This is a genomic window from Candidatus Dojkabacteria bacterium (assembly GCA_016927995.1).
GTDB lineage: Bacteria > Patescibacteriota > Dojkabacteria > JAFGLO01 > JAFGLO01 > JAFGLO01.
This window is the reverse complement of the sequence record JAFGLO010000004.1, coordinates 1-15,795: the sequence shown is the minus strand read 5'-3', so window position 1 is coordinate 15,795 and position 15,795 is coordinate 1. Positions and strand designations below refer to the sequence as shown.

At 37.2% G+C, this 15,795-nt stretch carries 14 protein-coding genes and 1 tRNA gene; 7 read left to right on the top strand and 8 right to left on the bottom strand.

The genetic code is table 11. From position 1 onward, the window contains the following. Positions 1 to 101 precede the first annotated feature (101 nt). From JW962_00825 to JW962_00815, 3 genes are all read right to left on the bottom strand, one after another. Positions 102 to 332, bottom strand: coding sequence for a hypothetical protein (locus JW962_00825; GenBank protein MBN1373864.1), 231 nt, complete (start codon positions 330 to 332; stop codon positions 102 to 104). Between the two features lie 102 nt (positions 333 to 434). Further along, positions 435 to 1,388 carry a hypothetical protein gene (locus JW962_00820; protein ID MBN1373863.1) on the bottom strand — a complete coding sequence of 318 codons (954 nt, stop codon included), beginning with the start codon at positions 1,386 to 1,388 and terminating at the stop codon, positions 435 to 437. A gap of 105 nt (positions 1,389 to 1,493) precedes the next feature. Beyond that, positions 1,494 to 2,429, bottom strand: coding sequence for a hypothetical protein (locus JW962_00815; GenBank protein MBN1373862.1), 936 nt, complete (start codon positions 2,427 to 2,429; stop codon positions 1,494 to 1,496). Positions 2,430 to 2,546: 117 nt separating this feature from the next. On the opposite strand from JW962_00815, the gene JW962_00810 reads away from it, so the two are divergent. The 5 genes from JW962_00810 to JW962_00790 all read left to right on the top strand — a co-directional run bounded on the left by JW962_00810 (position 2,547) and on the right by JW962_00790 (position 7,032). After that, entirely contained in the window at positions 2,547 to 4,670 is a 2,124-nt protein-coding gene (locus JW962_00810; GenBank protein MBN1373861.1) for a chitobiase/beta-hexosaminidase C-terminal domain-containing protein, read from the top strand. Between the two features lie 72 nt (positions 4,671 to 4,742). Further along, positions 4,743 to 4,830: transfer RNA gene (locus JW962_00805), tRNA-Ser, on the top strand. Positions 4,831 to 5,022: 192 nt separating this feature from the next. Continuing rightward, positions 5,023 to 5,727, top strand: coding sequence for a hypothetical protein (locus tag JW962_00800; protein ID MBN1373860.1), 705 nt, complete (start codon positions 5,023 to 5,025; stop codon positions 5,725 to 5,727). Between the two features lie 147 nt (positions 5,728 to 5,874). Next, positions 5,875 to 6,588, top strand: coding sequence for a helix-turn-helix domain-containing protein (locus JW962_00795; GenBank protein ID MBN1373859.1), 714 nt, complete (start codon positions 5,875 to 5,877; stop codon positions 6,586 to 6,588). Between the two features lie 45 nt (positions 6,589 to 6,633). Continuing rightward, positions 6,634 to 7,032, top strand: a complete 399-nt coding sequence (locus tag JW962_00790) for a cupin domain-containing protein (protein ID MBN1373858.1) — start codon at positions 6,634 to 6,636, stop codon at positions 7,030 to 7,032. Between the two features lie 58 nt (positions 7,033 to 7,090). Here JW962_00790 and JW962_00785 read toward each other — a convergent pair whose 3' ends face one another. The 5 genes from JW962_00785 to JW962_00765 all read right to left on the bottom strand — a co-directional run bounded on the left by JW962_00785 (position 7,091) and on the right by JW962_00765 (position 13,937). Continuing rightward, complete coding sequence (locus JW962_00785) at positions 7,091 to 7,540, bottom strand: MGMT family protein (protein ID MBN1373857.1); 450 nt, start codon at positions 7,538 to 7,540, stop codon at positions 7,091 to 7,093. A gap of 33 nt (positions 7,541 to 7,573) precedes the next feature. Beyond that, positions 7,574 to 9,568 (bottom strand): hypothetical protein, encoded by a 1,995-nt coding sequence (locus JW962_00780; protein MBN1373856.1) that lies wholly within the window; start codon positions 9,566 to 9,568, stop codon positions 7,574 to 7,576. Positions 9,569 to 9,604: 36 nt separating this feature from the next. Then, a complete protein-coding gene (locus JW962_00775; protein ID MBN1373855.1) occupies positions 9,605 to 11,923 on the bottom strand; it encodes a hypothetical protein in 2,319 nt (772 codons plus the stop codon). Between the two features lie 2 nt (positions 11,924 to 11,925). Further along, entirely contained in the window at positions 11,926 to 13,005 is a 1,080-nt protein-coding gene (locus JW962_00770) for a class I SAM-dependent methyltransferase (GenBank protein ID MBN1373854.1), read from the bottom strand. 86 nt (positions 13,006 to 13,091) lie between these two features. Beyond that, a complete protein-coding gene (locus JW962_00765) occupies positions 13,092 to 13,937 on the bottom strand; it encodes a hypothetical protein (GenBank protein MBN1373853.1) in 846 nt (281 codons plus the stop codon). Positions 13,938 to 14,073: 136 nt separating this feature from the next. Between JW962_00765 and JW962_00760 the strand changes: the two genes are divergently transcribed. Together JW962_00760 and JW962_00755 are read left to right on the top strand one after the other, a co-directional pair. After that, positions 14,074 to 15,012, top strand: a complete 939-nt coding sequence (locus JW962_00760; protein MBN1373852.1) for a 50S ribosome-binding GTPase — start codon at positions 14,074 to 14,076, stop codon at positions 15,010 to 15,012. 161 nt (positions 15,013 to 15,173) lie between these two features. Beyond that, positions 15,174 to 15,795, top strand: a 622-nt coding sequence (locus JW962_00755; GenBank protein MBN1373851.1) for a hypothetical protein, incomplete at its 3' end; no start/stop codon positions are given.

Genomic DNA, 15,795 nt, shown 5'->3' with positions numbered 1-15,795 from the left:
GACTGATTTCGGCAAGTAAGAAAGACCCTAAAGGTTGTAAGTTATATAAGCAAAAGCCGGTTATGGTAAACTACCATAACCGGCTTTTCAACGAAGGTTTACTATTTTTTAGCTTTTTTCTTTGCTACTTTTTTCACGGCCTTCTTTGCCGGCTTACGTGTTGTAGTCTTTTTCTTAACTACCCGTTTTGCTGTTTTTCGTACGGGCTTGCGTACTGCCTTTCGTACAGGTTTACGTACGGCTTTTCGTACAGTTTTTTTTACTGTCTTTCGTACTGTTTTCTTAACAGCTTTCTTCTTAGTCGCGACCTTTCCTTTCTTAGCTGGGGCCATTTAAGTAAAAGAAAAATTAAATATTACTTTAATATCTAATAGTTTAAGGAATCTGTCAAGTTTTTTGTGTTATAGTGAGTTGTTTATTGTTGGTTACCGACACTAAAAACTAACTACTATTCCGTTGATATATTCAACTAATGCATTTAATCGTTTCACGTTTAGTAGCTGAGGATAATCTTTAATCATTTCCAAATAAGTTTTATACCAAAGTTGGTAATCGGGGAATTTTGAGAAACTTATTACTGCTTTTTTGTCTCGCTTAAAATACCAAGGTTTCACTCCTGCAAAATGTGTTCCATTAAGTGCGTTAAGATTTGGATATCCATTTAATCCACTGTATTTAATATCAACACTATACCAACTTCCGGACCATCTCATTGTTAAATACTGCATGTCGGGCCATACAAATTTGTCTCCTACATATTCTGCCATTAATGGTGAGTTTATATCTTTCAGGATATTTTTAAATTCTACATATGAGGGGGTTACAACAAACAAAGATCCGTTCATGCCCATGTTGGATGGATCATACTTTACTCTGTCCGTAATTTCTTGCGGAACTCTTGCCCCATGCGGACAAATATCTCCATAAACCTCATGCCAGCTCCATTCCGTTAAATTTTCACGATTGTCATTAGTTCCCTTAAAGTGACCTTTTTTCTCATTAAGAATTCCTGCAGGTGTATTTAATTTTGAAAGACTCATGTAATTTTTTAGTGGCAAAACGTCCGAATCTAAAATTACAATCTTTTCATAAGCAACTCCAAGATCTCCATCTGCACCAAGTCGTAACGCATTAAATCTGGTACATAAATACGGAACATCTTGTCTGCGCTGTCTATCTTTATGTGGAACATAAATTTCATTGACCTCAATTACATGATCATAGATTACAGACAAAGCAGCTCTTGCTTCTTGTGTGATAACCGGAGTTACAAGACAAACTAAATCGGCTTTAATATTTTGCTTGCGCAATGCATATCCAAGTACTAAACTTCCCGGGAGGTAACTGTCGTTAAGCATTAAAAATGTTACAAAAGCATTTGTACTCATACTAACGCTATTTTTGGTGTTTAGGTTTTATAAGCAACACACAAGGAAAGTCGGGACATTCCGAACAAATAATTCCGCAATGGACTACTTTTTCCATGAGAATAGTTATTCAATAAACTCAAAACTATCTACCATTTCTTGATCGAAAGTCTCAGTCCAGTTTTCATTGCTGGCAAATGTTATTGCCTGTCCAAGATTCCAAGACACAACAATATTTCGAGCCGGGTAATACTTTATTATATATGCATAATTTACAGGACAGGAACTAGGATCATCTAAGTCTTCAATATTAAAGTCACCGGATATGGAGACATCATACACTCCGCTCTGTGAGGACTCAGTCTGGGTACCAAGGCTACACCCACCTCCAAAACGATTCTGAATAAATGTCGTAAGCTCGGCTTCATTGTTTACCTCTTCTGCAACAATTTCCCAGTAACTTTGTTGAAAATAGTCTCCTGAATTTATAATTGCAAATGAATTTGTAATTAGCTCACAACCCGAATATGTATGATAGCCATTATTTGCTGATTCACCGGTAAGGTTGTAAAAATACTCGCTTGTAATGTAAATGCTATTTGCATGCTCAAATACGGCAGTTGGAACAATAGCTCCCGCAGGCCTAAAAGAATCATTATCCCAAACGCAATCGGCACCATAACCATGATAAAACTCAACGGGAATTAACATGGAAAATCCGTACCTGTTGTTTGTATATAAATCATAGTCTGAGTTATACGAGGTTATTGTTGACTCTTCTGTGTCTTCACTATCCTCCGTATTTAAATCACCATTATTGTCTGAACTTTTTAGTTCCTCTTCTAAGTCGTCAATCTTTTTTTCCAAAGAATCAATCTGTTTCTTAAAATTTGTGGCTTGCCAAATATAAACAGCTGCACCTACAACAAGAGCAAACCCTAATACTGTAAGGACGGTAAGCAACAAACTCGATGACTTCTTGACCGAAGCGGTAACGGGTGAAGGAGTTACCGTACTAGAGACCGGCGTGCTAGGAGCAGGAACATTTGCAGAAGATTCCATATATAAAGGAACACAAATTTATTTATAGATAGTTCATTATAGCACAGTACCGACAAGGTAACGTTTGCACAAATTTAATGTGCACTCTATAATGAATATTATTAAACCTTTGAATTTATGAAAAAGCCGCCTGTTTTAAGGGTCGCTTTGGGTGTGGTGCTATTATCTGTTGTAGGATTATTGGTTTTTAGACTGTCCCCGCTTTATGCACTTACCCTCGATGCAAGCATTAACCCAACATTGGATATCTCCCGATTTTCGCCATATAAAGTATATATTGCAAATATTTACGAAGAAGATGAGACCGTTGCCTCGGTTTCAATTGACGTAAATGGAATAAACGGAAACACAGTATCAACGTCGTGCTGGAACTATTATGTTGACGGAGTCTGCAATCCAGAACATATAGGCTACAATCTAACCTATAACGGCACAGAAGATCGTTGGGAGTCACCCAATATTTATCCCGATCAAATTTACCCTGAAGTTTACTTTGCTCCCTCAGATATTACCTGGTACAACGCACCCTTAGGCACACCTGTATTTCGTGAAACCTACTCAGTCTTCAGATATGAAAATCCGTTTGAAATGGTTTCCGACATGAGTTTCTGGATCGAGTTTAATGCAATACCTAATGCAGGCAATTCCTCGGATTTAGAAGTTTATCTTGTAGGCAATGCAGCTACGCTTTCGACTTTAAGTACAGATTGGCGAAGCTCGGGCCTGGTTGAGCTTGTTGGAACACTTAACAAAGATGCTACATTTCATCATACCCATTCGGTGAATTCATCACATCACCTTGTCTCTTTGCAAACAAATGCCGATGGAACAATTGGAGTAAAAAACTTAAATGTATCAAACAATTTCTGGATTATACTTTACTCAAAGTCGCCAAATGTCCAGAGAGGCTGGACACTTAGATATCAGCCGGCATCGCTCTGCAACCACCCAGGCCGCTGGTACACAGGCAACCAGTTTGGCTGGGCACTTACCGAGCAGTCAGGCTGCCCAGATTCTCACATCCATGTTGCCCGCAGAAGTACCAACCGTGATGGAGTAAATGCCGGAATAACTGTTAATTATATTTCCGGTGGCTCAGACTATACTGAAAAAAACTTTTATTTTGGACCTCTTCCGAATTTAGCACCAAACTTAACCTCTTTTACAAATCCCGTATCAGGGGCATTTTCGGGAATGCTTAATATTACTTGGGACCCTGCATCCGATGCGAACAATGACACACTTACCTACACAATTGATCTTTTAAATGCTAACCAGTCATTCAACCAAAACATTATTACGGATACACTTAGCACTAGTACTATATTTGATACAGAAACCATATCGGACGGTTCATATATACTCAAAGGCACAATTTATGATAACGGAACCCCGTCACTTTGTACAGGATTTTATTCCGAGCCATTTAATATTTATAACACAAGCAATATAGCCACGCTCTCGGGCATAAGTATACTAAGCTCTAACGCAATTACCACCCTTGCAAAAAACAACGATACAATTACACTAAGCTTTACATCAAGCATTACCTTGATAAATCCAACCGTTACGTTTTATGCCGGAGGATATAATCTTGGAACAACAGTCATTATCCAAACAAGCCCTAATCACTACACCGCAACCGTTGTTATAAGTACAAGCGATAGGGAAGGGCAAATCAGGTTTGATATTTCCGCCGACAACCTTGATAAAGTTTATTCCAATACAACAAACAAATCTTCTGTTTATCTAGACAATGTTGCCCCTTCTATTCCAACTTCTACACCTGTACCCGGAACCTATCCCAATGCCATATTTGTAACTCTGGCTGCAGAAGGAGCGTCTGTTATTAGATATACTATTGGAAATCTAAATCCATCTTGCACCTACGGATATTTATATGAAACAACTTTACGAGTTTTTACGACAAGAACGCTTAACGTAATTGCATGTGACGAAGCCGGTAATCCATCGGGAATTGCTAATCTAAGATTTGTAATAAATCTAACATATACTCCGACAACAGAGATAGAAAAAGAGCCAGAAGAGACTCCAACCGAAACTACAGATAACGATGCAGAAACCCAAGATACAGGAGATCCCTCCCTTCCTCAAGATAATACAACTGATACTACTGAATCCTCAGATAAAACCGCAAATGAATTTGATTTTACGTTTCTTTGGTGGTTGATTCCGGTGATTGTTGCAATTTCATATTTTGTATATAGGGCTACCAAATAAAAGAAAGATCAAATATAATCTCCCTTGAAATATGGTGAAATTTCCGAGACTTGTGTTAAAATACACCATCTAGGAGAGGTGGCTGAGTGGTCGAAAGCGCTTGCTTGGAGAGCAAGTGTTCCGCTTGTCGGAACCGCAGGTTCGAATCCTGTCCTCTCCGTTGCTGAATGATCCCAACGAATGTGGGGTCAACCAGCAACGGACAAAAAAGGTGAGAACCTGTTCTGCCTCTGGCATGGTCCTCTCCGTTAAAATAGTGATTATTTTAAATCCATAAAAATCGGAATACGTGAAAACAATAAAACCATACCTCGTTCTAATACCATATCTATTCATAATTCCATTATACTTTGTGCTAAAGAAGGATGATAATGCCCTAGTCGGATTAATAATGGCGATTTACCTATTATCTTTTCCGGCATTTCTTGGAAAACATTTATTTGGAATCTTTAAACTTAAAAAGTTACCTGAGGCAACGTTTACTACAAATATAAACTTTTCTTTTTTCGGAATTGGATTCGGTAAGACAGGCACAAAAGTATTAAAAGGAATTGGTCTACTGTTAGCAAATATCCTTGTCATATTTATGCTAACATTTATTCCTATTGTCTTTTTTATATTGGTATCATTTTTTCTAAAAAACGTAACAGATCCTAGCTGCCATTACGAAACGGTAGGAAATACAAGCAGGCTGGTTTGTTCTGATGATAACACGTTACATCTTGAATACGAATGGAATAATCTTATTACATTTATTAGATCGATTCCATCATACATTTGGATGCTTGCAGGATTGTGGCATGTAATCGAAATATATGTCATGATGGCGGTCCGGAAAGGTTGGAAATCTAAATACTGGGGGCCCGCTATTGGAGAACTTATTACGAATTGGTTCGGATACCTCTTTGCTTTCTTTTTTGCAGCACCATTTCATTCACTTGCTGCGTTTTTTATTTTTTTCTGGTTGGTAAAATTTGGACTTGCTTTAATTTTTGCACTTTCGGAGACCTTTTCGGAAAAAGTGCTTAATCTTCCTCCTTCAATTCCGGAAGAATAGAAATCCCACATATCGCTGTACCTTGATGAACCCACTCACCTATTGTGACAGTAAGCCATAGAAGTGTACTGTTTTGTTTACACATCACCTGTAACGCTTTGTGTACATCTGTATGATAAACTCATAACTAAGCTATCCACATCTCCAATGACTAAAGAATATCTTCGCGAACTAAGGGAAGAAAGAAATCTTACGCAATCATATATTGCACGAAAGCTTGGAATATCACGTCAAACTTATGTCCTAATAGAAAAAGGGGAAAGAGATCTCACACTCACAAAAGCCGAAGAACTTGCAAGAATCCTAGGTATATCCATTGACCAACTTGTAAATAAACCGCATACCGCCGATCGAATAATTGACGTTTCCTTCGAAACCATTCGACCCAAGCCCAACTATAGAAAATATAAAGAAATTCTTCTTTATATTCTCACAAAAATCGGTGCAAAACCCAATATCTATAAGAATACTATCTTCTATATTCTTTATTTCATTGATTTTGATTACTACAAAAAATATAAAAAACATATCATAGATGCAACTTACGTAAAAAAACCTGTCGGACCTAAACCGCTCTACTTTGAAAAACTAATTAAAAAGATGGCAGCTCTAAAGGAGATCGAAATTATTGAAAGTAAGCAATTTGCTTATCTTCAGAAAAAATATCTTCCCACAAGAGATCCAAATTTTTCAAACCTAGTCAGTATACAGGAATTAAATCACATTGATTGGGTACTTGCCAGGTTATCAAATTTAAATATTACAGAGTTTGAAAATTACTTAAAATGGGATGCCCCTTGGCAGTTGGCTTCAAATAACGATACGCTAGATTATAAATTTGTCTTTTATAGGAACAGATAAAACGTGTATAATAGAATTAGTTAAATAAGTTTTTACTACCCCAAAATGCACGGTTTTCACATAAATATCGAAGAGGAAACCCTCAAAAACGCCAATTTCCGAAAGGTACTTTACACAGGAAAAGCTAGCCAGCTTGTACTTATGAGCCTTAAACCAATGGAAGACATCGGCGAAGAGATTCATCCGGAAAACGATCAATTCTTCCGTTTTGAGGCAGGTACCGGGAGAGTTGTAATTGACGGTAACGAGTATCAGGTTAAAGACGGCAGTGCAATCGTGGTTCCCAAAGGTGCAAAGCACAATATAATTAATACTTCAGCTACAGAAGAGCTTAAGCTTTACACAATTTATTCACCCGCTCATCATAAAGACGGAATTGTTAGGGCAACAAAAGAGGAAGCCATGGCAAACGAAGCTGATTTTGACGGCGTGACTACCGAATAAACCTTTGTCGGTTTCGTACGGGAGGATTTTGTACAGGTCGGATTTCAAACCAGCCCTTTTAAAACTCAAACAAAGAATCCTCCCAATTTTCTACTATTTCACCTTTACCACGCTTGGGTGGCACAATTTTTTGCCCATCGGATTCCAAAAGCTTTTTCTGTTTTGTATCGGTATTTCCAAGATATTTGTCATATAGTTTACCCTTGTCTTTAATTACTCTCCAATAAGGCACAACATCTTTTTTACCCGAAGCTTCTTCTTCTTGTGCCGCATTTGCACATATACTAACAAATATCCCTGTAGTTAATGGGCAAGTAAAATCTGTTTTGTATTTCTTACTCAAAAAGTCGGTCATTTGCTTAGTCGTTGTAACTTTGCCTTTAGGAATCTTTCTTATCATTTCGTTAATTTCCGTAGGGGTTGAAATATACATCATTCCCTTTGGGGTCATTTTGCGTTGCGATTTTGTTTCTTTGTCACGCTTTTGTATCCAGGTCTCCTTTGCCATGTAACTAAAATTTTAAATTATATAGGCAGCCGCTTAATTATCCTTAACCTCGTTAAAAGTAATCTCATCACCGGTCTTCGTTGTAACCTTGTTTGTACCTAAGTTTTCATCCGACGCTATATCCGCCTTAGAAACTTCAATCTCCAAAACGGGTTTTGCACCTTTTTTAGAAAATTTTACCCTTAGTTTCTCACCAAATTTTTTACCAGCCTCCATCCACTTTTTAAGCCAACCCTTTTTGTATGCAATAAAGGTAAAGCCACCCATGAAGATTAAAAATCCGCCACCTATCAACATCCAACTCACACTATCAAGCCCCAAAAAGAGCTTTTCATTTTCGGCAGATTTACCTGATCCACTTTCGCCTTCAAGTAGTTTTTCCATCTTATCACCACTTATCCCGGTTGCTAAAAGCTTAACTGCTGAACCACTATCAGCATCAATTTCACCTTTAAAACTACCGTCGTCTGAAACCTCTAGAACAACTTCTTTATCACCGGCAATAAGTTTAATTATTGCATCGAGATCGTTCACAAATCCATCAACTTTTAATTTTCCGTCTACTCTTTCATATTCATAGGAAATCCCCGGAACGAAAGAGTATCTGGAAAACCCCGTTACATCAAAACTTAGAACTTTATTTTCGTATCTGACATTCGAAACTGCACCGGAAGAAGCCTTACCGTCATTATAAATAGTAAAGGGCAGCTCTTCAATCTTAACTAGATTAAGTCCATATAGATAAACCGTTGCCGGTTTATTAAGCTCCGAAAAGCGGTCTGTTTTTACTTCAACGCTTCCCGAGTTGATCATTACGTATTCATCAAGCTTCTCCATGCGTACGATTATTGCATCACCAGAAAGATTTACTGTTTCCTTGTAAACAATCTTCCCTTTCCCGACTACTTCAAGTGTAAAATCTTCTATTTTTTTTGCCGATTCATCAGTTAAATTGGAAAAATTCGTTGTATCTCCTCCAAATATCGATGGGAGTTTAATACTCGCAACAGCAGCCAATGACTCGTTCTCTATCTTTAAATATACAGTTTCCGATTTATAACTTGACCCATCAGACTTTGATGCAGTCATACCTATATTTATCGACATGTAACCAAGTTTTGCGGTATCGAGTTTTAGTGGGGCTTCTTTTTTTATTTTTACGTTAAATTCACAGATTGCAGTCCCTCCCGCAGGTAACTGAAAAATAGCTGACTCGAGTTTCCAAAATCCCGGCTTTGATGTATCTTCTACTTTATTTACTGTGTAACTTGTTGTCCCAACCGTAGCCTTGGCAGAAGAAAATTCCATGTAATCATAGAAATTCCCGTAACCTGTTCCTGTTATTTCCCCCGGAGCAAAACCACAAATAGTATTTACCATTACCGATGAAATATTCTTTATTGTAGATTTAAATGTGGCTGTATCGGTGTCTTTATACAAACCTGAACCGGTAACACTAAGGGTTAGTGCCTCCACTACACCTGCCTCTTGGATTACTTTTATACTTGAATCCGCATAAACAGTGCTTCCCCACCCATAAATTCCATATTCCAAAGGAAATTTTGCATAACCGAGTGGATCAATGTCAGGGTTAGTCGGTGTGTTATTTAATATTTTTATCTTAATACTACATAAAACCGATGTCCCATTAGGAACGGAAAATTCTTCGGAAGTAGCATACCAGCCGGACGGGTCGCTGGCCTTGGAAATTGCATAAGTTGATCCCCCAACTGTAGCTGTTCCCGAAATAAAGTCAATGTAATCGGGATATTTTATTGTTCCATTTAGATCCACTGGAGTAAAAACACATTTCACATTGGTAAGTTCACTTCCCGAAGTGTTTGTAGCTGTAAATGTGTATGTGGGAGTATTATCTTTTGAGTAAGTAGAGGCATCCCCGGTTGCACTGGCACCGGTAAAATTACCTTCACCGTAAATAGTTGCAGCATAGGTAGGCGAAATAAAAATCGGTAGCACCAAGGCAAATGCAAGTACAGCAAACAACGCAGGTCTTATATAGTTTTTCATTTTTCTTAGATTATTCAATAATTTTATTTTGTATTATTATACCTCTTTCTTTAACTTTTCAAACTTGTCCGTTGAAAATCCCTTAGAAGATTTTGTTTTTTGTCCTTCAAAAACAGGAAGAGTCACCGTGAATGTAGTACCTTTACCAAGTCCACTTTTAACACTTATATCCCCATTCAAATACTTCACATAGTTAAAAACCACATATAATCCAAGGCCCGTACCACCGGGACGTACAATTTCCGATACTCCTTCCTCTTTACCTATATACGGATTAGATCTAAAAAATTTCTTCCCAAGGTTTTTAATATCTTCCTTACTAATACCAACTCCTGTATCAGATACCTCGAGAATAACATTGTCACCCCTTCGTTCGATCAAGAGCCTTATGTAACCGGCATCAGTATACTTTATTGCATTATTAACTAGGTTATTAATGATTTGAAGCACTTTATCAGTATCAGCATAAACAAATATTCTGTCTTCAACTTGTGATTTAAACTCAAGCCCCTTAATGGATGCCTCTTTTGTAAGTCCATCTACAACCGACTTAGCTAGTTCAGATAATGATACTTTTTCCATAACAACCTGGATTTTGTTTTTATCGATTTTAGTCGTTGTGAGCATACTTTCTAAAATATCGATACCTCGTTTGGTTCCAGCAATTCCCTTTTCTACCCAGGTAAGAACACCTTTAGTATTTTTAGCCCGCATGTTTACAAGTACAAGATCAAAACAGTTCCGAATAATTGTAAGCGGCGTTCTAAGTTCATGACCCATTATGTCTATAAGATCTCGTTCTCTCCTAAGGTTCTCCCGCAATATTTTATTCTTATCCTTAACTTTCTGAGTCGCTTTGGTTACTCTTGTTTGAAGTGTCCGATTAAAATCGTTTATCTGATCATACAAAAGAGCCCTGCTAACAGAAAGTGATATACGTTCAGTTAACAACTTAAGGTTCTTTATATCCTCAACCCAATAAGGAGCATCTCCCTTTTTCCTGGAAAGGATTATAAGACCGGAAAGATTTAGTTTCTCGCTAAGAGGAATAATCACTTCAATATTGTGTTTAGACATGAAGTCAATAATTTCAATAACTTTCTGGGCACTTTTACTTCTGGGTAACGACAATCCAAGCTTTATAATATATTCAAGCTCGGAGAGAATTATTGGTTCACCTTTTTCGTATATCTCATCCCAAAAAGATGCAAGCGGAATCAATTTTTCTGTCGACAGATCGTCAAACCCCGAAAATGCCTCATGTTCAACCTCTTTGGTCTCATTATTAATTATCATTATTCCACTGCCGGTTGCTTTAAAAATTTCTGAAAGATATGACGCTATTAGGTTCGTAAGCTTTAGAATACTCAATTCCGTTTGAATCTTGCGGAAGAGCAAATCCATTAACTCATCAAGATTTTGGGTGCCCTGAAGTGAAGAATCAATTAACTGATCAATTATCTTAAAAAGGTAAATTGCAGGTGCCCCCAAGATTACCCCAACCCCAAACACAACAGGAATGAAAATCTCGGAAAATCCATTTGAAAAAAGATAAATATACAAATAGTTTATTATGGTAAACGCACCGATCAAATACAAAAACCCACAAAAAAATCTCAAAATTGCACCTATTACCGATGAGATATTTCTAAATCTTGCTCTAGTAATTCCATATGTTACAACAATATGCATTGCGATCATAAAATAAGGACCTATCCATATGAAACGGTACTCGCCCCAAAGCGGAAATAAGGCATTAGTTGGAATAGTTCCTAGTGCGGGAAGAAGTATACCCCAAGTCAGATATTTGACCTGTTCCCGTTCCGTTCCCTTTAGGCTAAAAAACTCCTTTAAAATTCTTAACTGTCCCAGTCCCATTAAGAGTACAAACCACACGAACCAAATAACGTATGCATATCCTATCCTTATTGTGTTTCCATTGTCATTAAGAATTATCTCTGCTATAAAGTTCTTTCCAAAATATATTTCATAAAGAAAATAGGAAAAACCCAAAACAGAAACAAGCATCATTGTAATAGGAAACTTCTTTTCTCTCGGAAAAAACGTTGAGAACGTGTAAAAAAGTGGAGCAATAAGTATTGACACCAGATAGATTATCTGATCCCAAAACAGCGCGGTTGGGATATCTGTTGATTCCCTAAAAAATGCAATTGCTATTGACCACAGTGGTCCGGTTATTGTAGAAATAAATGCGTACAAAAGACTTGACACGCGCGACTTCCCCTTTATCCCAACGTAAATGGCAATAACTACAGACAACACTCCCCAAAACAAAACAAGAAAGTTCTCTATTCGCATATTCAGAATTTTAGTAAGAATCTGTTCCGGACTCATAATTATTTTTTAAACCATACTGCTTCTACGTAAGGATGCTCCCTAACATATTTCTTTGCAAAAACGCTTGGAATTTCTACTGTTTTAAATGGAATCAGCTTGGAGTTATATTTTAGCAAAACATAAAAATCTGAGGAGGGAACCTTCACCCACTCTCTTAAAAGCTTTTGTGATTCTTCAGAACTACTTATTGCATCCATATAGAGTTTAAACATCCTTTGATTTCTAAAGAATAGGTAATGCATAAAGTCCAAAAATCTTGCAGCAGAGTAATCATACGCATCTGTGACATAACCGTTCATAATAGTAACACCTACAAGTTCAGGATTTCTATTTAACTTTCTAACGTTACCTCCCAAAAGAACCCGCATCTTAATTTTGTTTTGATTCAAATTTATTATTAAATCAGGATTTAATGAATCAGAAATTACCGATCCACCCTTTTTGACCTTTTCGTATAGCGCTATAAGTAAGCCTACATAGTCGGTAATTGACAAATATGCCACACCATGATTTGAATATGCTGCGTGCAAGGTGTTGTTTTTAAATCTTTGCACTGTATTTTCAAAGTTGTCGACAACTATAACAACTCCATTAAACTCATCCTCTCCTAGCTCATTTCTTTCTGCAAACTTGTAAGGAATTTTAAAATATTCAAGCATTAGTACGGTTGTCCCTGCCGCATATACAGATTTATCACATGAATATAATGTAAATGATGAACCAAGTGTAGATTTTAAGTGATTCCAAAGTCCAATCGTTGACCATCCGGCACCAAAGCCAAGTTCCAAAATCTTAAAGTGCTCTTTCCCCGGGAACGATTTTAATCCTTCCTCCACTAAAAGCGCAGTACTTATGAGATTAGGTTCAAGTGCCACCGGATTCATTCCCTTTCTTAGAAGCCCCTTTAGAAGTTCCAGATCCCAACTCTCTTCTTCTGAAATTGTGATATTTAGTTTACTTGCAATTTCAGTTGTTTTTCCGTCTATTTTGTCAAGAATACCGGAATATACTTCCGGTTCCAAAAAAGGTACGTTGGTACCGGCATAAATACGATCGAATACTTCCTTAAGTTTACTCATGAGGTATTGTACAAACTTAACTGTATATACAATATACCATCAGGGAAAATTCTAGGCAATTTCAAAAACAAAAAACAATCTTAGTGTTATTTCAATAAATAATTAATGTACCCGATTGCGGCAGATTCCTCATCGGAACCTTTTGTTATCCCGGGATATCGATTAACCTCTAGAAGATATGGTTTGCCTGTGTCTTTGTTTACAATAATGTCGGCTCTACCCCAAGAAAGACAAAGTGAAGCTACCGACTTAATTGCAATTTCTTTTATTTCTAAAGGAATTTCACTAACCGGTACAAAACTCTCAGTTGCACCGTTACAAGCATTATTTCTAAACTCACCCTTTTTAGGGAAACTCTTTTCGCCGGCAACAATCTTTCCATTAGCAACAAGTACACCCCAGTCAAAATCATTTGGAATATATGTTTGGTACATAAACTTTTTATAAAAAGGTAATCCTTTTATTGCCTCTTCAAACTCGATCTCGGAATCAACTTTATTTGCAAATTTTCCTCTACAACCACGAATATCTTTTATTACAATAGGATAGCTACAGTAATCTTTAACCCTTTGTATAACTACGGGATTAGACCAAAATAGCGAAAAAAACGTGTCCGGTACGCTTATTCCTGCAAGATTAAAGATCATGTGATCCACAATTTTTGACCCGGAAGCCTCAACTTTTGTATGCCTAACATTATGTGCAGTTAGATACAAACTAATAGCATACGCAAGATCTCTTGTCTCCCAGTAGGATGACAGCCACACAAAATCAAACTCTTTAATATCCTTACCGGCTAAATGAACTTTAGGTTCGCTGTTAAACTTAAACACAAGGTCCTTAAAGTATCCTTTTGTATAGGTATGATTGTTTCCCAGGGAACTTTCGATTCTTGAAAAATTCTCAACTGCGGGCAATAATAGTATATTCATTGTTCACTCCTTTTACGTTATTTACAACACCTTTGCAGATTCAATAAGGGAAATTTGAAGATCCCGAAGATCTAGAATTGTGTTTCATATTGTTATTATACCACATTATCAATCAAATACTGCTATAATAGATATTATGTTAAAAGACAAAATATCAATAAAAATAATGGTTGGAAAGGGAGGGATCGGATCTAACTATATATTTCTAAGAAGAGCCAATGGCGGAGATGGCGGTAGAGGCGGCAGTGTTTTCGTAAAAGGTTCGGAAAATATTTACGATCTTAATTTTTTTAAACCCTGGCATTTATATAAAGCCGATAACGGAGAATTCGGAAGAAGAAACAACCGAAATGGAAGTCGAGGCAAGGATCTTATATTGCTTGTGCCATTAACCACTGAGGTTACCGTTGAGCTTAAAGAACCGATCACCTACATAATTGATACTCATAACCAAATCGTAAGATTACGTAATGGTTGCAAGGGGGGACTTGGTAACGTATCCCGAAAAAAACACCCTGAAGTAAAAACAAACTTACCAAGAGCGACTCCGGAACCCATAAACGTCCACATGATCTTTAAAATGAAGGCAGATATTATGTTTATTGGATATCCAAACGCCGGAAAGTCGAGTCTTTTAAATGCACTCACCAATGCCAAAGTTAAAGTTGCCCCATATGAATTTACAACACTTGACCCGCAAATCGGTGTAATGAATGGCATTAAAATTATGGACTTGCCAGGACTTATCGAGGACACTCATAAAGGTAAAGGCCTTGGTACAAAGTTTTTAAAGCATACCGAACACGTTAGAAATGTTGCACATGTTATTAGCCTTGAAAACGATGATCCTGTAAAGGCTTACAAAACCATGCGGGCAGAGATTAAAGCCATAAGCAAAGACCTTTATAAAAAACCGGAGGTTATTATCCTTACCAAAACCGACGAAGTTACAAAAGAAAAACTTAAAGCCACGTCAAAAAAAATTAAAGGCCTTGGGCTTACAGTTATTAGCTGTTCAATATTAGACGATAGCTCAATAAAAAAGGTTCAGGCAAAGTTAAAAACTTGGCTGTAAATATATACGGTTTGCATCAGTTATCATTTATGATACCATTTGTAAGTGTGAAAAACTAATTTTATATTTATACCCAATTGGAAACGGCAAATAATCGAACAACCCATAACACAGGGAAAGCACTTGGTATAGTAACACTTTCTTTACTTCTTTTCTCTTGTATGTTTTATATTTGGTATACACAAGTAAGAAAAATTGAACAGCTTCAGAACACGGTTAATAGTTTGTCAGAATTTGACCCATTAGCTTTTAAACTTTCCAGAACTCAAATAAGTGAGCTAGAAACTGAAATAAAAGCCGATATACTCCAAGAGAGCAAAGAAATGATTTCCGAAGAAACACAAACCTTTTGGGAAAGCGGTGATGGCGCACTGGCTATAAAAGGTATTGGGAGCGATATATTTCAAATTACAGAAGCTGGTAAGATTTACGTGAAGGATATTGAAACAACAGGACTCACCATACCTAATGGAGCTGTTCCAGGATATGTTTTAACTACAAATGCTTTGGGAAACGCTTACTGGGCAAGCGCTACGACTAGCGGAGTATCTGGATCGATCTCAGAAACAGATCCCATATTCGGTGCATCTGTTTCTGCCGGAATAACCGAAAGCAACTTGTCAAACTGGAATACTGCCTATAGCTGGGGTGATCATTCATTGGCTGGATACCTAACATCATATGCCGAAAGTGATCCATTGTTTACAGCACATGTATCAAGTGGAATTACGGGTACTGACATTACCAATTGGAACACAGCATATGGTTGGGGTGACCATTCAT